Source organism: Mesorhizobium sp. 2RAF21, from assembly GCF_052115345.1.
Lineage (GTDB): Bacteria > Pseudomonadota > Alphaproteobacteria > Rhizobiales > Rhizobiaceae > Mesorhizobium > Mesorhizobium terrae.
Genome location: NZ_JBFRGM010000001.1, coordinates 328476 through 344310 on the forward strand (window position 1 = coordinate 328476; position 15835 = coordinate 344310).

Below are 15835 nucleotides of genomic sequence, written 5' to 3' on the forward strand. Positions count from 1 at the left end.
GATGGCACGACAAGATCAGGCCAACGACCAGTTTTCCCTCACCTCGTTCCTTTATGGCGGCAACGCCGACTATATCGACGCGCTTTATGCCGCCTATGAGGACAATCCCGCCTCGGTCGATCCGCAGTGGCAGGAATTCTTCGCCGCGCTGAAGGACGATGCGTCCGATGTGCGCAGGAACGCCAAGGGCGCATCCTGGGCGCGGCCGTCCTGGCCGCTGACCGCCAATGGCGAACTGGTTTCGGCGCTCGACGGCAATTGGGGCCTGGTCGAAAAGACGATCGAGAAGAAGGTCAAGGAAAAGGCCGTCGCCAACGGCGTCGCCATCTCCGAGGCCGATGTCCATCAGCAGACGCGCGATTCCGTGCGCGCCATCATGATGATCCGCGCCTTCCGCATGCGCGGCCATCTGCACGCCAATCTCGATCCGCTCGGCATCGCCAACCCGCTCGAGGACTACAACGAGCTGTCGCCGCAGAATTACGGCTTCACCGAAGCCGACTACGACCGGCCGATCTTCCTCGACAATGTTCTGGGCCTCGAATTCGGCACCATCCGGCAGATGCTGGAAATCCTCACCCGCACCTATTGTTCGACGCTCGGCGTCGAGTTCATGCATATCTCCGATCCCGAGGAGAAGGCGTGGATCCAGGAGCGCATCGAGGGCACCGACAAGGAAATCTCCTTCACCGCCGAAGGCAAGAAGGCCATTCTGCAGAAGTTGATCGAGGCCGAAGGCTTCGAGCAGTTCCTCGACGTGAAGTACAAGGGCACCAAGCGTTTCGGTCTCGATGGCGGCGAATCGCTGATCCCGGCGCTGGAGCAGATCTTGAAGCGCGGCGGCGCGCTTGGCCTCAAGGAGGTCGTGCTCGGCATGGCCCATCGCGGCCGCCTCAACGTGCTCTCCCAGGTGATGGCCAAGCCGCATCGCGCCATCTTCCATGAGTTCAAGGGCGGCTCCTACGCACCCGACGACGTCGAGGGCTCGGGCGACGTGAAGTACCATCTCGGCGCTTCGTCGGACCGCGAGTTCGACGGCAACAAGGTGCACCTGTCGCTGACCGCCAACCCCTCGCATCTGGAAATCGTCGACCCGGTGGTGATGGGCAAGGCCCGCGCCAAGCAGGACCAGATGGCTGGCCGCGAGCGCGGCGAGATCGTCTCGCTGTCGGAGCGCGCCAAGGTGATGCCGCTGCTGCTGCATGGCGACGCCGCTTTCGCCGGCCAGGGCGTGATCGCTGAAATCCTCGGCCTGTCGGGCCTGCGCGGCCACCGCGTCGCCGGTACGCTGCACTTCATCATCAACAACCAGATCGGCTTCACCACGAACCCGCGCTTCTCGCGCTCGTCGCCTTACCCGTCCGACGTCGCCAAGATGATCGAGGCGCCGATCTTCCACGTCAACGGCGACGATCCGGAAGCGGTGGTGTTCGCCGCCAAGGTGGCGACCGAATTCCGCATGAAGTTCCACAAGCCGGTGGTCGTGGACATGTTCTGCTATCGCCGCTTCGGCCACAACGAAGGCGACGAACCGGCCTTCACGCAGCCGATCATGTACCGCAAGATCCGCACGCAGAAGACCGCCGTGCAGCTTTATGCCGACCGCCTGATCGCCGAAGGCCATATGTCTCAGGCCGATTTCGACAAGATGAAGGCCGACTGGCGCGCGCATCTGGAAACCGAATGGGAAGTCGGCCAGGCCTACAAGCCGAACAAGGCCGACTGGCTCGACGGCGCCTGGTCCGGCCTGCGCTCGGCCGACCAGCAGGACGAGCTGCGCCGCGGCAAGACCGCGGTGCCGGTGAAGACCCTGAAGGAAATCGGCAAGAAGCTGACCGAAGTGCCGAAGGACTTCGAGGCGCACAAGACCATCGCGCGCTTCCTGGAAAACCGCCGCCAGGCGATCGAAACCGGCGAAGGCATCGACTGGTCGACGGCCGAGGCGCTGGCTTTCGGCGCGATCCTGCTCGACGGCAACCCGATCCGCCTGTCCGGCCAGGATTCCGAACGCGGCACCTTCTCGCAGCGCCACTCGGTGCTCTACGACCAGCGCGACGAGACCCGCTACATTCCGCTGAACAATCTGTCGGCCGCGCAGGCCGGCTACGAGGTCATCAACTCGATGCTCTCGGAAGAGGCGGTGCTGGGCTTCGAATATGGCTATTCGCTGGCCGAGCCCAAGGCGCTGACCTTGTGGGAAGCGCAGTTCGGCGACTTCGCCAACGGCGCCCAGGTGGTGTTCGACCAGTTCATCTCGTCGGGCGAGCGCAAGTGGCTGCGCATGTCGGGCCTCGTCTGCCTCCTGCCGCACGGCTATGAAGGCCAGGGCCCCGAGCATTCCTCGGCGCGCCTCGAGCGCTTCCTGCAGCTCTGCGCCGAAGACAACATGCAGGTCGCCAACTGCACCACGCCGGCCAACTACTTCCACATCCTGCGCCGGCAGCTGAAGCGTGACTTCCGCAAGCCGCTGATCCTGATGACGCCGAAGTCGCTGCTGCGCCACAAGCGCGCCGTATCGACCATCGCCGATCTATCGGGCGAAAGCTCGTTCCATCGCCTGTTGTGGGACGATGCGCAGCTTTTGCCCAACCAGACGATCAAGCTGGTCAAGGATTCCAAGATCCGCCGCGTGGTGCTGTGCACCGGCAAGGTCTATTACGACCTCTACGAGGAACGCGAGAAGCGCGGCATCGACGACATCTACCTGTTGCGCGTCGAGCAGCTCTATCCGTTCCCGGCCAAGGCACTGATCACCGAGCTTTCGCGCTTCCGCAACGCCGAGATGGTGTGGTGCCAGGAAGAGCCCAAGAACATGGGCGCCTGGTCGTTCATCGACCCGTATCTGGAATGGGTGCTCGCCCATATCGACGCCAAGCATCAGCGCGTTCGCTACACCGGCCGCCCGGCCGCCGCTTCGCCGGCCACCGGCCTGATGTCGAAGCATCTGGCGCAGCTCGCCGCATTCCTCGAAGACGCGCTCGGCGGCTGAGCCGGGCTTGATAACTGAACCGAACCGAAAACAACGGACAGGCACATGGCTACCGAAATCAAAGTCCCGACACTCGGCGAGTCCGTCACCGAAGCCACGATCGGCAAGTGGTTCAAGAAGGTTGGCGACGCCATCGCCGCCGACGAACCGCTGGTCGAGCTGGAAACCGACAAGGTGACGGTGGAAGTGCCGGCTCCGGCCGCGGGCACGCTGGCCGAGATCATCGTCAAGGAAGGTGAGACCGTCGGCGTCGGCGCCCTGCTCGGCTCGATTTCGGCCGGTGCGGGTGCCCCCGCCGCCAAGCCGGCAGCCGTCGCCCAGGCGTCCGCGCCGACCGCCGCTTCGACTGTCAAGGAAGCCGTTGCCCAGACCGCCATGCCGCCGGCACCGAGCGCCGCCAAATTGCTCGCCGAAAGCAACATCGCGGTCGACCAGGTTGCGGGTTCCGGCAAGCGCGGCCAGGTGCTGAAGGGCGACGTGCTTGACGCCATTGCCAAGGGCGTTTCCGCCCCGGCCGCGGCGCCCGCCGCCGCCCCGGTTGCCGTGCGCGCACCGTCCAATGCCGACGACGCCTCGCGCGAAGAGCGCGTGCGCATGACCAAGCTGCGCCAGACCATTGCGCGCCGCCTGAAGGAAGCGCAGTCGACCGCCGCCATGCTCACCACCTTCAACGAGGTGGACATGAAGGCGGTGATGGACCTGCGCAGCAAATACAAGGACGTCTTCGAGAAGAAGCACGGCGTGAAGCTCGGCTTCATGGGCTTCTTCACCAAGGCGGTGACCCATGCGCTGAAGGAAATCCCGGCCGTCAACGCCGAGATCGACGGCACCGACATCATCTACAAGAACTTCGCCCATGTCGGCGTCGCCGTCGGCACCGAGAAGGGCCTGGTGGTTCCGGTCGTCCGCAATGCCGACCAGATGTCGATCGCCGAGATCGAAAAGGAAATCGGCCGCCTTGGCCTCGCCGCGCGCGATGGCAAGCTGTCGGTCGCCGACATGCAGGGCGGCACCTTCACCATCTCCAATGGCGGCGTCTACGGGTCGCTGATGTCGACCCCGATCCTCAACGCGCCGCAGTCGGGCATTCTCGGCATGCACAAGATCCAGGACCGTCCGGTCGTGGTCGGCGGACAGATCGTCATCCGCCCGATGATGTATCTGGCGCTCTCCTACGACCACCGCATCGTCGACGGCAAGGAAGCCGTCACCTTCCTGGTACGGGTCAAGGAAAGCCTCGAGGATCCGGAGCGGCTCGTTCTGGATCTCTAAGGCCCCGCTTCCATTTGCTGCGCGGAGAAGATTATTCTCCCTGGCCGGTCGAAACGACCGGCCGGCAAACGACTTTCGCTTGTAACTGATCATGGCGAGGCGCTCCGCGTCTCGCATCAGGGGGACAAGGAATATGGAAGCTGTTGCAGCATCGACTGAAGTCTGGGTTCTTGGCTGGAGCGCCGCGCTCCTGCTCGTACAGGTCATCGCCCAGGCTTCCACCATCGGCGATCTCGGCCCGAAATACCTGTTCAGCGCCCGCGACGAAAACCGCGTCTCGAAAAACGTTTTGGCCGGGCGCCTTCTGCGTGCCTTGCGCAACCTGCTCGAGACCTATCCGGCCTTCATCGCCCTGGTGCTGGCGCTTGCCCTCACCGGCAAGACCGGCGGCATCGCCGCCACCGGCGCGGTGGTGTGGATCGTGGCGCGCGTGCTCTACCTCATTGCTTATGCGGCGGGCATACCTGTCGTTCGCACAGTGATCTGGACCGCCTCCATCGTCGGCCTGGCGATGATGCTGGTCAGGCTGCTCGGCTGACACGGCAAGGGAATTGATCGGGGAAATAATGGAAGCAGCGGCGGCGTCGGTTGAGATTTTGGTCCTGGGCCTGAGCGTTGCGTTCCTGATCGCCCATATCCTGGCACAGGCGCTGGCGCTCGATCTTTCCGGCGATATCAGCGTCAGATATCTGCTCGGCCCGCGCGATCAGGGGCGCCAGACCAACAGCGTGCTGGCGGGACGGCTGACGCGCGCGCTCGGCAACCTGCTCGAAACCTATCCCGCCTTCATCGCGCTGGCGCTGGCGCTAGCCGTCACCGGCAAGACCGGCGGGCTTGGCGCCACCGGCGCATGGCTGTGGTTTGCCGCCAGGATCGTGTATCTCGGTCTCTATGCGGCGGGCGTTCCGGTCCTGCGCACCATCGTATGGTTCGTCTCCCTCCTCGGTCTCGTCTTGATGCTGGTCAGGTTGATGGCTTAGGACTGGGCAGGGCTGCGACGGGCAGGATATCGATCGATGCACTACGTCTATGAATTCCTCGGCCTGATGGCCGTCTTCTCGGTCCTGGTGGTCTCGCCCGGCGCCGATTTCCTGCTCGTCGTGCGGCAAAGCCTGGTGCACGGCCGGCGCACGGCCATTGTCACCAGCTTCGGCATCGGCGCCTCGCTGCTGTTCCACATCGGCTACACCATCCTCGGCATCGGCATCATCGTCGCCAAATCGCTGTTCCTGTTCGGTCTGCTGAAATGGGCGGGTGCGGCCTATCTCGTCTATCTCGGCTGGAAGTCGCTGCGCGCCGACACCTTCGAAATGCCGGACACGGCCGAGGCGACGACGCCGGCCGCGCCGCCTTCGGCATTGCGCTGCTTCCTGCTCGGCTTCGCCACCAATGCGTTGAACCCGAAGCCGGTGCTGTTCTTCCTGTCGCTGTTCACCGCGCTCGTCAGCCACGACACGCCGGCCACGGTGCAGGCGGTCTACGGTCTCTTGATGGCGGCAACGCTGATCCTGTGGTTCGTCGCGGTCTCGTCCTTTTTCACGGTTGCCTCCGTCAGGGCGCGTTTCCTTGCCTGGGGCCGCTGGTTCAACCGCGTCACCGGCGTCATCTTCATTGGCCTTGGCATACGCCTGGCCACGCAGCAGGCGAGCTGAGCGCCGCATGTCGAGGCTGTCGGTCCTGATCCAATCCCTGGCTCTGCTCGGCGCCTCGCCAGCACTGGCGGCGTGCCCGATCGAACTCGCCGTCTATGGCGAGCGCGAGCAGGCGGCGGAGATCGATTTCAGGCCGACCATGGGCTCGGCCACGACCACCAACACCTTCAAGATGGTGGTCGGCAAGGATGTGATGCTGGATGGCGTCGTCTTGTGGAGCGGCGATGCCGCCCGCCCACATGGCTCACTCATGCACCAATGCCCCGAAGGCGACGTCACCGGCGGGGAACTCGCGGCCTGCACCGTCTGGGAAGGCGTGATCTATACGGCCGACGCCAAGGGCGCGGTCGACCTTCTGCCCAATGAGCGCAAGGACGCGCCGGCCACGCTGATCTTCCCCGATCTCGCCGGACAGCTCGGCCGCTCAGCCATCCACGATAAATTGCCCAAACTGCCTTGGGATGTCTTTGCGCTGAAAGGCTGCCAGGAATGACCGCGCCCGGAAAAACCCTGCTCGTCACCGGCGGCAGCCGTGGCATCGGCGCCGCAGTGTGCCGGCTGGCGGCCGGAGCGGGCTACCGCGTCGCGATAAACTACGCCTCCAACCAGGAGGCAGCCGAAACGCTGGTCGCCGAGATCAAGGCCGGAGGCGGCGAAGCCTTCGCCGTCAAGGGCGATGTCGGCGACGAGGCCAACGTGCTCTCCATGTTCGAAACCGTCGACAAGCGCTTTGGATCGCTCGACGCCTTCGTCAACAATGCCGGCGTGGTCGATGCCAAGGCGCGTGTCGACGAACTGAGCGCCGCGCGCCTGGAACGCATGATGCGCATCAACGTCATCGGCTCGATCCTCTGTGCCCGCGAGGCGGTCAGACGCATGTCGACGCTGCGCGGCGGCAAGGGCGGCTCCATCGTCAACCTCTCGTCCGCCGCCGCGTTGCTGGGCTCGCCCGGCGAATATGTCGACTATGCCGCCTCCAAGGGCGCCATCGACACCTTCACCCTCGGCCTGGCCCGCGAGGTCGCCAATGAAGGCGTGCGCGTCAACGCCGTCCGGCCGGGCATCATCGACACCGAAATCCATGCCTCCGGCGGTCAGCCGGGACGCGTCGCGGCAATCCGCGACAGCGTACCGATGAAACGCGAGGGCAAGGCGGAAGAAGTCGCCCATGCCGTGCTCTGGCTTTTGTCGGACGAGGCATCATATACGACGGGCTCGATTGTGAACGTAAGCGGCGGCCGCTGACCGCCCAGCAGGAAGGACAGGACCATGGCTTATGACGTCGTCGTTATCGGATCTGGCCCGGGCGGCTATGTGTGCGCCATCAAGGCGGCGCAGCTTGGCCTGAAGGTGGCCGTGGTCGAGAAGCGCGAGACTTATGGCGGCACCTGCCTCAACATCGGCTGCATCCCGTCCAAGGCACTGCTGCACGCTTCCGAAATGCTGGCCGAGGCGCAGCATTCCTTCGACACGCTGGGCGTCGAGGTCGGCACGCCGAAGCTCAATCTGAAGAAGATGATGGCGCATAAGGACGCGACCGTGGCGTCCAACGTCACTGGCGTCGCCTTCCTGTTCAAGAAGAACAAGATCGACGCCTTCCGCGGCACCGGCAAGGTGGTCTCCGCCGGCAAGGTTTCCGTCACCGGCGAGGACGGCAAGGTCCAGGAGATCGAGGCGAAGAACATCGTCATCGCCACCGGGTCCGACGTCGCCGGCATTCCGGGCGTCAAGGTCGACATCGACGAGAAGGTCATCGTCTCGTCCACCGGCGCGCTGTCGCTGGAGAAGGTGCCCGGTCATCTCGTCGTGGTCGGCGGCGGCGTCATCGGCCTCGAGCTCGGCTCGGTCTGGTCCCGCCTCGGCGCCAAGGTCACCGTCGTCGAATATCTGGATTCCATTCTCGGCGGCATGGATGGCGAAGTGTCCAAGCAGTTCCAGCGCATGCTGGCCAAGCAGGGCTTCGAGTTCAAGCTGGGCGCCAAGGTCACCGGCGTCGCCAAGGCCAAGAAGGGCGCGACGGTCACGTTCGAACCGGTCAAGGGCGGCGCGGCCGAGACCATCGAGGCCGACGCTGTGCTGATCGCCACCGGCCGCCGGCCCTACACCGACGCGCTCGGTCTCAAGGAGGCCGGCGTTGAACTGGACGAGCGCGGCCGCGTCAAGACCGACAACCATTGGCGCACCAACGTGCCCGGCATCTATGCCATCGGCGACGTCATCGCCGGGCCGATGCTGGCGCACAAGGCCGAGGACGAAGGCGTTGCCGTGGCCGAAAGCATCGCCGGCCAGGCCGGTCATGTGAACTACGACGTCATCCCGAGCGTGGTCTACACCAGCCCCGAAGTCGCCTCGGTCGGCAAGACCGAAGAGGAACTGAAGAAGGCCGGCATCGACTACAAGGTCGGCAAGTTCCCCTTTACCGCTAATGGCCGCGCGCGCGCCATGCTGCACACCGACGGTTTCGTGAAGATCCTGGCCGACAAGGCCAGCGACCGCGTGCTCGGCGTGCACATCCTCGGTTTCGGCGCCGGCGAGATGATCCACGAGGCGGTGGTGCTGATGGAGTTCGGCGGTTCTTCGGAAGACCTCGCCCGCAGCTGTCACGCCCACCCAACCATGTCGGAGGCGGTCAAGGAAGCGGCGCTCGCCACCTTCTTCAAGCCAATTCACCTGTGAGGTCGCGGCGCGCGCCGCATCCTCGCTTCGCCCAAAAAGAAACGGCCCGCTTTTTAGCGGGCCGTTCTGTTTTCTGGTGTCCGGTTATTGAGCCGGAGCAGCCGGAGCCGGGTTTGCAGGCGCCGGCGCGGTCGTAGCGGGTGCCGGAGTTGCCGGAGCGGGAGCAGCCGGCTTGGCCGGTTCGGCGGCGGGCGCCGCCGGTGCCGGAGCAGGCGTGCTGGCTGCCGGAGCCTCGGCCGGTGCCGTGTGCTCGCCACCGCTGCGGCCGAAGACGAAATACGCGACGACGGCCAGAACGACGATTACGAGCGCGATCAGCCAGCTGCTGCCGCCACCACCGGAGCCGGAAGAGCTGTTGGATGAATCCGCCATGGGAAGTCCTCCTGGGAGAAAGTTTTCAATCAATGCCAATCAACGCGTCGCGCGTGATTGTGTGTAAAATTTAGAAGGTGCATGGGACCAAAACAACGACGGGACCATGAAAATCACCGTATCACCCAGCTTTTTCAGCTGCGGATCGGCGAAAACGCGCTTTTTTCAGCCCACGGCGGGTTTTTCTGCTGCGGAAAATCATGACGCGCCGAACAATCGAATCAAATGGCCAGCGACGTTTCGTCAGCTCGTTCTGGCACCGAAACGATACTATTTTCGGCTGGTTACAAGCTGGCTTCAGCCGGAGCGACCAATATGGCAACAGTGCAGGGTCTTTCGGACTATGCCGGGATATTGCCCGGTGCCAATTTCTTCGACAGCTTCGCGATCGAAATCGCCGGTGAGCAGCTCGACGCGCGAACGGCGGCGGAGCGCGTGATGTCGCGCAGGCCGGCCTGGGTCGACTGGTTGCTGGCGCTGCGCAACATCCTGGTCGGCCCCTTCGGCCTGAAGACCGGGCCCGTCGACATGCCGGCCGACCAGGAGGTGATCGGCCTGTTTCCGCTGATCAGCGAAAGCCCGTCCACCGTGGTGCTCGGTCTCGACGATCGGCATCTCGATTTCAGGCTGGTGGTGAAAGTCGACGCGTTGAGCGGCAGCAGGCAGTCGATCAGCGCTTCGACGCTCGTCGCCACGCACAACCTACTCGGTCGCGCCTATCTGGCCACCATCATGCCGTTCCACCGCGTCATCGTGCCGGCGATGCTGGCGCGGGTCGCCTGAAGGGCGATCAGTTCGCCGCCGTGACGGTGTAGCCGGCCTTGCGGAAATCCTCGACCAGTCCTTCCGCGCCGGGCAGATGCAGCGCGCCGACGGCCATGAACACATTGCCCTTGGCCAGGATCGGCAAGGCGCGCTCGGCCATCACCGTATTGCGCTTGTTCACGATGGCTTCCTCGAAGGCCGAATAACCTTCCTCGTCGCCCGCCACATCCGGCAGCGTTGCCCGAAACAGCGGCCAGATCATGCCGATGTCGCCGCGCTGGTAGAGCACGATCATCGTCTCCGACACGTCGTTGATCTTGTCGCCGAGCTTCAGCGTCTCCACCAGCCCCTTGATGTGCTGCTGCATCGGCAGCGAGGCCATGGCGCGCAGCTGGTCGGTGGCCGTCTCCAGCCCCTCCAAGCCCTTGCCGGACGCCTTGGCCTGTTCCGCCAGCTTGACGTCGAGCACCGGGGCACCGGCGCTCTTGCGGGCCATCTCGCAGGCCGGCAGCGAGACCATCGCCGACAGCATCCATGGTTTCATCTTGGCGACGCTCGCCGCCGGAATGCCGCGCGCATCGAGGCCGCTCTCCAAGATCTTGGCATCCTCCGGCGGCAGCAGCGACGTCAACGTCGTGCCGTCGGTGAACATCATCAAATCAGGCTCCCTGGCCAGGGCCCCCATCATCTTGCCCTGGTCGAGCACGTCGGTCGTCTCGATGATGACCGTATTGGCGCCGTCGAAAGCCTTCTGCGCCGCCTCCGGCAGGGTCACCACGCGCGGGTCGGTCATATGCATGGTGCCGAACAGCCAGGATGGCTTCTCGCCGGGCTTTTCCAGCCTCCACAACCGGCCCTTGCCGTTGGGCACGGCGGCCGCCTCCTTTTCGATCTTCGCATAGGTGGCGGGATCGCTCTTCTGCAGCGCGGCGACCATATCGGCGCCGCTGCACGACACCATCTCGGCATGCGCGCGGCCGGCGGCCAGCAGCGCCACGATCAGGAAGGACAGGAACAGAAGCACGTTGACCGCCGCGAGCAGCTTCAACGACAGATGCGCGACACGGTCGGTCTTGGTCGGAACGAGATGCATGCCAATCGTTCTAGGCGCCAAAGGCGGCAAAACGGTTAACCGCGCGATGAAAATTGTCACCGCCCGCTGGCAAGCCGGGGCTCAGGCGCGGGGATGCGCGGCTTCGTAGATATCGAGCAGGCGGGCGGTGTCGACGCCGGTATAGATTTGCGTCGTCGACAGCGAGGCATGACCGAGCAGTTCCTGGATGGTGCGCAGGTCGCCGCCGCGGCCGAGCAGATGCGTGGCGAAGGAATGCCTGAGCGCATGCGGCGTCGCCGTCTCCGGCAGGTTCAGCGCCGAACGCAGCTTCACCATCTCGCGCTGGATGATCGCCGGATTGAGCGGGCCGCCGCGCGCGCCGCGAAACAGCGGCCCGTCCGCGCCCAGACGATAGGGGCAGAGCTTGCGGTATTCGGCGATCGCCTGGAAGGCCACCGGCAGCACCGGCACCAGCCTGGTCTTGCCGCCCTTGCCGGTGACACGCAGCACCGTCTCCGAACTATGCGCGAGATCGGCCCCGGTGAGGCCGAGCGCCTCGGAAATGCGCAGGCCCGAACCGTAGAGAAGCGTCAAGACGGCGGCGTTGCGGGCTGCGATCCACGGTTCTTCGGCAAGCTGTTCGCCGGCCGAAACCACGCGCCGCGCATCCGCCGCGGTCAGCGGCTTGGGCAGCGATTTCGGCTGTTTCGGCGCGCGCAGTGCCACCGCGCCCGCCGCATTCACCAACCCGCGCCGTTCCAGGAAACGCAGCAGCGAGCGCACACCGGCCAGCCCGCGCCCCAAAGTGCGGGCGCCGGCGCCTTCATTGCGGCGCAGGGCGAGGAAACCGCGAAAATCGGCCGGGCGCAGCGCCGCGACATCGGCGATGCCCGGCGGACCGCCGCAATGGCCGGTCAAAAATTGCAGGAACTGGCGGGTGTCGCGCTCATAGGCTTCCACCGTCAGCGCCGACAGCCGGCGCTCGCCGGCCAGTGCCTTCAGCCAGCTTTCGCGAGCGGCCTGGAGGTCCGGTTTGGCGGCGATGAGGAATTCCTGCATTGGCAGAACAGGCCCGATTGAATAAGGCAGTATTTGCCGATCAGGTTAGCAAGCGATGAAGCGCAGGCGATGAGCAAACCGAAAAATCCGATCCAGATGGCCGTCATCGGTGCCGCGCACGGCATCAAGGGCGAGCTGCGCGTGAAGACCTTCACCGGCGACCCGCTGGCGCTCGCCGACTACGGACCGCTCTACGCCAGGGACGGCCGCGCCTTCGAGATCACCGATATCCGACCCGCCAACGAGGTGGTTGTGGTGCGCTTCAAGGGCGTCAGTGACCGCAACGCCGCCGAGGCGCTGACCGGAACGGAACTGTTCGTCGACCGCTCGGCGCTGCCCGACGATGGCGACGAGGACGAATTCTACCATGCCGACCTGGTCGGCCTCGCGGTCAGGGACGATACGGGTGCCGTCATCGGCAAGGTGGCGGCGGTGCAGAATTTCGGCGGCGGCGATATTCTCGACATTACGCTCGGCTCCCGCAAGGGCGTGCTGGTCCCGTTCACCCACGCCGCCGTGCCGGAAGTTTCGATTGCAGATGGCTTCGTGCGCCTCGACCCGGTCGCGGCCGGTCTTGTCGAGGATGAGGACGGCGACGGCGAACCGAACATCGGCCCGGCGCCCGGCGACGACGGTTTCGATGCGAAGCGCCGCCCACGCGGTCCGAAAGGTGCCGGGGGCAACCGGTGAGCTTCGCCGCTTCGGTTCTCACCCTCTATCCGGAGATGTTTCCGGGCGCGCTTGGCCTTTCGCTGGCCGGCCGCGCGCTGGAGCGGGGCGACTGGTCGCTCGACGCCGTCCAGATCCGCGACTTCGCCACCGACAAGCACCGCACGGTGGACGACAGCCCGGCCGGCGGCGGCGCCGGCATGGTGATGCGCGCCGACGTGCTGGCCCGTGCCATCGATCGCACCGGCCCGCAGGGCGACCCGCGCCCGAAGCTTTTGATGAGCCCGCGCGGAAAACCGCTGACCCAGGCGCGCGTGCGCGAACTGGCGGCCGGGCCGGGCGTCATCATCCTGTGCGGCCGTTTCGAAGGCGTCGACCAGCGGGTCATCGAGGCGCGCAACCTGGAAGAAGTCTCCGTCGGCGATTTCATCCTGTCCGGCGGCGAGCCGGCGGCGCTGGTTCTGCTCGATGCAGTCGTGCGGCTCCTGCCCGGCGTCATGGGCAACGAGCGCTCCGGCGAGGAGGAGAGCTTCGAGAACGGCCTGCTCGAACACCCGCACTACACCCGCCCGCAGGAATTCGAGGGCCGGCAAATCCCCGACGTGCTGATCTCGGGCAATCACGGCAAGATTGCCCAATGGCGGCACGAGCAAGCGGAAAAGCTGACGGCCGAACGCCGGCCGGATTTGCTGGCAGGCAAATCCTGAAGGCGCCTACGCCTTCAGGAAATAATACGCCGCCAGGAACAGCCCGACGGCGATGACGAAAATACGCACCGCGTTCTGCGGCACGCGCTTGGCGATCCACACGCCAAGGTAACCGCCGAGCGCGACGGCCGGGATCATCACCAGCGCCTGCGGCCATGACACCACGCCGCCCGACACGAAGATCAGGATGGCGACGGCGGCAATGACGATGGAGAACATGTTCTTCAGCGCATTGAGGCGGTGGTAGTCGCCGCTTTGGGTAAGACCGAGCGTCGCCAGCATCATCACCCCCATGCCGGCGCCGAAGAAGCCGCCATAGACGGCGGTGGCGAACTGCATCGCGGCACCCGCGACGGACCCGACGGCGGCCGGCCGGCCGGGCTTCGGTTTCGGCTTCAGCCATGGCCCGGCGGCGAACAGAGCGGTCGCGGCGATCAAAAGCCACGGCACCATGGCGCGGAACGACGGATTGTCGAGCGCCAGAAGCAAAAGCGCGCCACCCAGCGCGCCGATGGCCGAAACGATGCAAAGCAGCATGGCGCTGCGCCAGATCGCCCTAATGTCGCTCCAATAGGCCAGCGTCGAGGTGATGTAGCCGGGAAACTGCGTGATCGACGACGTCGCATTGGCCGCGATCGGCGGAATGCCAAGCACGCTCATCGCCCCGAAAGTGAGAAAGGTGCCGCCACCGGCGACGGCATTGACGATGCCGGAAAGCAGCCCGGCGACAAAGAGGATGGCGGCGTCGATGAACGTCAAGGCGTCGGCAAGCCCCTGTCGCAAGCAATGATGCGAGGTTTGATGATGCCAGATTTACGGGCCGCATCGCCTTTGCGCAAGCAAACTCAGCCCTTGCCGAGCAGCTCCAGCAATGCCTGCGCCGTCGCCCGGGGTGCCTCCTGCGGAATGTTGTGCCCGACGCCCGCCAGGATGCGCCGCTCGAACGGGCCGGAAAACTGGTGGCCGTCTTCCTCGTCCGGCGGGCCAACGCCGTCGTCGGCGCCGCACAGCGATATGGTCGGCACCGAAATCGGCGGTTGTTCGGCCAGCCGGTCCTCGACGGGCTGCAGGACAGGATCTCCCGGCGCGTAGCCATAACGGTGCCGGTAGGAATGGATAACGATGTCGACGAAATCGGGGTTCTGGAAGGAAGCGGCCGACAGCGCGAAGGCGTCCTCCGTGAACGCCCAGGTGGGCGACCACAATTTCCACAACAGCCGGGCCAGCGCGTCGCGGTTCTCGGTCAGACCGCGCACGCCGCGCGCCGAATGGAAATAATACTGATACCAGTAGCGGTGCTCGGTCTCGGGCGAGGCCGGGTTCACGGAAGCGGGGATGTTCTGGATGTTGTAGCCGTCGCCGGTGACCAGGCAGCGCGCCCGCTGCGGCCAGAGCGCCGCCACGATGCAGGCGGCGCGCCCACCCCAGTCGTAACCGGCCAGCGCCGCTTTCTCGATCGACAGCGCGTCCATCAGGTCGACGAGGTCCAGCGCCAGCGCCGCCTGCTGGCCCGAGCGCATCGTCTCGGAAGACAGGAACCGCGTCGGCCCATAGCCGCGCAGATAAGGCACGATGACACGATGCCCCTGCGCCACAAGGAGCGGCCAGACTTCGTCATAGCAGCGCGGATCGTAGGGAAAGCCATGCAAGAGGATGATTGCATCGCCGCCGGGCTCGCCATGCTCCTCATAGGCGATGTCGAGCATGGTGGCGCGGGCGAAGCGGATAGGGTAGGGTCCGGTCATAGGCGAGCTCCCCATAAGACCGCCTTTTTTGGCATTCTGGTGCTATTTGACCAACCGGCCACGCTAAAAAATAGCGTTGGACAGGTGACAAGAGCGCGAAATAGCGCTATGTGCCGCGCCGAACCGGACAAGCATCGTCCGGACCCGTCAACTATGGCGGTGTAGTCGCCCCTGCCTGACATCCTCGGATGAAGGGCATAACCGAGCGGTCCCGGAAGTCGATTTCAGGAACTGCAAGGCGAGCGTAGGGCGCTCTGACTGTCGGAAGAACAAGAAGTGGATTGTTAAGATGGATATCCTCCGTCAGCTCGAGGCCGAACAGGTCGCCAAGATCGAAGCCAAGCGCAAGCTGCCCGAATTCCAGCCCGGCGACACCGTGCGCGTCCAGGTGCGCGTCACCGAAGGCAGCCGCACCCGCGTGCAGGCCTATGAGGGCGTCGTCATCGCCCGCTCCGGCTCCGGCTTCCAGGAGAATTTCACCGTCCGCAAGATTTCCTACGGCGAAGGCGTGGAGCGCGTGTTCCCGGTCTACTCGCCGATGATCGAAGCGGTCGAGATCGTCCGCCGCGGCAAGGTGCGCCGCGCCAAGCTCTATTACCTGCGCGATCGTCGCGGCAAGTCGGCTCGCATTACCGAGAACACCGGCGTGCGCGCCCGCAAGCTGAACGACGAGGAGCGCGAGGCGCTCGCCGCCGAGAAGGCCAAGATCGAGGCCGAGAAGGTCGCCGCCGCCGAGGCTCTGGCTGCCGAGAAGGCCGCACAGGAAGCCGCCGAGAAGAAGGCTGCCGCCGCTGCTGAAGCCACGGCCGCCGAATAAGATTTTCGGACAGATACCGATTTGGAAAAGGCGGCTTCGGCCGCCTGCAGGGTGTCCG

The 15835-nt window shown here is 65.2% G+C and carries 17 protein-coding genes; 12 read left to right on the plus strand and 5 right to left on the minus strand.

The features are described from left to right. Nucleotide 1: 1 nt before the first annotated feature. The 8 genes from AB4136_RS01695 (at nucleotide 2) to lpdA (ending at nucleotide 8589) form a co-directional block, all read left to right on the plus strand. Nucleotides 2–2989 carry a 2-oxoglutarate dehydrogenase E1 component gene (locus AB4136_RS01695; RefSeq protein WP_024923178.1) on the plus strand — a complete coding sequence of 996 codons (2988 nt, stop codon included), beginning with the start codon at nucleotides 2–4 and terminating at the stop codon, nucleotides 2987–2989. 45 nt (nucleotides 2990–3034) lie between these two features. Further along, nucleotides 3035–4261 carry a 2-oxoglutarate dehydrogenase complex dihydrolipoyllysine-residue succinyltransferase gene (odhB, locus tag AB4136_RS01700; protein ID WP_024923179.1) on the plus strand — a complete coding sequence of 409 codons (1227 nt, stop codon included), beginning with the start codon at nucleotides 3035–3037 and terminating at the stop codon, nucleotides 4259–4261. A 133-nt stretch (nucleotides 4262–4394) separates the two neighbouring features. After that, a complete protein-coding gene (locus AB4136_RS01705; RefSeq protein WP_024923180.1) occupies nucleotides 4395–4799 on the plus strand; it encodes an MAPEG family protein in 405 nt (134 codons plus the stop codon). Nucleotides 4800–4827: 28 nt separating this feature from the next. Continuing rightward, on the plus strand, nucleotides 4828–5241 hold the full coding sequence (locus AB4136_RS01710) for an MAPEG family protein (protein ID WP_024923181.1): 414 nt from the start codon (nucleotides 4828–4830) through the stop codon (nucleotides 5239–5241). 36 nt (nucleotides 5242–5277) lie between these two features. Further along, nucleotides 5278–5913, plus strand: a complete 636-nt coding sequence (locus tag AB4136_RS01715; protein ID WP_024923182.1) for a LysE family translocator — start codon at nucleotides 5278–5280, stop codon at nucleotides 5911–5913. A 7-nt stretch (nucleotides 5914–5920) separates the two neighbouring features. After that, nucleotides 5921–6406: a hypothetical protein gene (locus tag AB4136_RS01720; protein WP_024923183.1), complete on the plus strand. Its 486-nt coding sequence runs from the start codon at nucleotides 5921–5923 to the stop codon at nucleotides 6404–6406. Next, nucleotides 6403–7158 carry an SDR family oxidoreductase gene (locus AB4136_RS01725; protein ID WP_024923184.1) on the plus strand — a complete coding sequence of 252 codons (756 nt, stop codon included), beginning with the start codon at nucleotides 6403–6405 and terminating at the stop codon, nucleotides 7156–7158. Before AB4136_RS01720 ends, AB4136_RS01725 begins: the two co-directional genes overlap by 4 nt. A 24-nt stretch (nucleotides 7159–7182) precedes the next feature. Further along, nucleotides 7183–8589, plus strand: a complete 1407-nt coding sequence (lpdA, locus tag AB4136_RS01730) for a dihydrolipoyl dehydrogenase (RefSeq protein ID WP_024923185.1) — start codon at nucleotides 7183–7185, stop codon at nucleotides 8587–8589. Between the two features lie 84 nt (nucleotides 8590–8673). Here lpdA and AB4136_RS01735 read toward each other — a convergent pair whose 3' ends face one another. Then, the gene (locus tag AB4136_RS01735) at nucleotides 8674–8961 is read right to left on the minus strand and encodes a hypothetical protein (protein ID WP_024923186.1); all 288 of its coding nucleotides are present in this window, start codon (nucleotides 8959–8961) and stop codon (nucleotides 8674–8676) included. A gap of 315 nt (nucleotides 8962–9276) precedes the next feature. Here AB4136_RS01735 and AB4136_RS01740 point away from each other — a divergent pair, with 315 nt between their 5' ends. Then, nucleotides 9277–9744: a DUF2867 domain-containing protein gene (locus tag AB4136_RS01740; RefSeq protein ID WP_024923187.1), complete on the plus strand. Its 468-nt coding sequence runs from the start codon at nucleotides 9277–9279 to the stop codon at nucleotides 9742–9744. A gap of 7 nt (nucleotides 9745–9751) precedes the next feature. Here AB4136_RS01740 and AB4136_RS01745 read toward each other — a convergent pair whose 3' ends face one another. Both AB4136_RS01745 and AB4136_RS01750 read right to left on the minus strand, forming a co-directional pair. Then, the gene (locus tag AB4136_RS01745; RefSeq protein ID WP_024923188.1) at nucleotides 9752–10819 is read right to left on the minus strand and encodes a TraB/GumN family protein; all 1068 of its coding nucleotides are present in this window, start codon (nucleotides 10817–10819) and stop codon (nucleotides 9752–9754) included. 81 nt (nucleotides 10820–10900) lie between these two features. Further along, nucleotides 10901–11839 (minus strand): tyrosine recombinase XerC, encoded by a 939-nt coding sequence (locus AB4136_RS01750; protein ID WP_024923189.1) that lies wholly within the window; start codon nucleotides 11837–11839, stop codon nucleotides 10901–10903. A 69-nt stretch (nucleotides 11840–11908) separates the two neighbouring features. Between AB4136_RS01750 and rimM the strand changes: the two genes are divergently transcribed. Next, nucleotides 11909–12529: a ribosome maturation factor RimM gene (gene rimM / locus AB4136_RS01755; protein WP_024923190.1), complete on the plus strand. Its 621-nt coding sequence runs from the start codon at nucleotides 11909–11911 to the stop codon at nucleotides 12527–12529. Continuing rightward, entirely contained in the window at nucleotides 12526–13215 is a 690-nt protein-coding gene (gene trmD / locus AB4136_RS01760; RefSeq protein WP_024923191.1) for a tRNA (guanosine(37)-N1)-methyltransferase TrmD, read from the plus strand. Before rimM ends, trmD begins: the two co-directional genes overlap by 4 nt. A 6-nt stretch (nucleotides 13216–13221) precedes the next feature. On the opposite strand, the gene AB4136_RS01765 is transcribed toward trmD, so the two are convergent. Next, entirely contained in the window at nucleotides 13222–13974 is a 753-nt protein-coding gene (locus tag AB4136_RS01765; protein ID WP_137900354.1) for a sulfite exporter TauE/SafE family protein, read from the minus strand. Between the two features lie 86 nt (nucleotides 13975–14060). Continuing rightward, nucleotides 14061–14960, minus strand: coding sequence for an alpha/beta fold hydrolase (locus AB4136_RS01770; protein ID WP_137900353.1), 900 nt, complete (start codon nucleotides 14958–14960; stop codon nucleotides 14061–14063). A gap of 289 nt (nucleotides 14961–15249) precedes the next feature. On the opposite strand from AB4136_RS01770, the gene rplS reads away from it, so the two are divergent. After that, nucleotides 15250–15777, plus strand: a complete 528-nt coding sequence (gene rplS / locus AB4136_RS01775; protein ID WP_024923194.1) for a 50S ribosomal protein L19 — start codon at nucleotides 15250–15252, stop codon at nucleotides 15775–15777. Nucleotides 15778–15835: the final 58 nt, after the last annotated feature.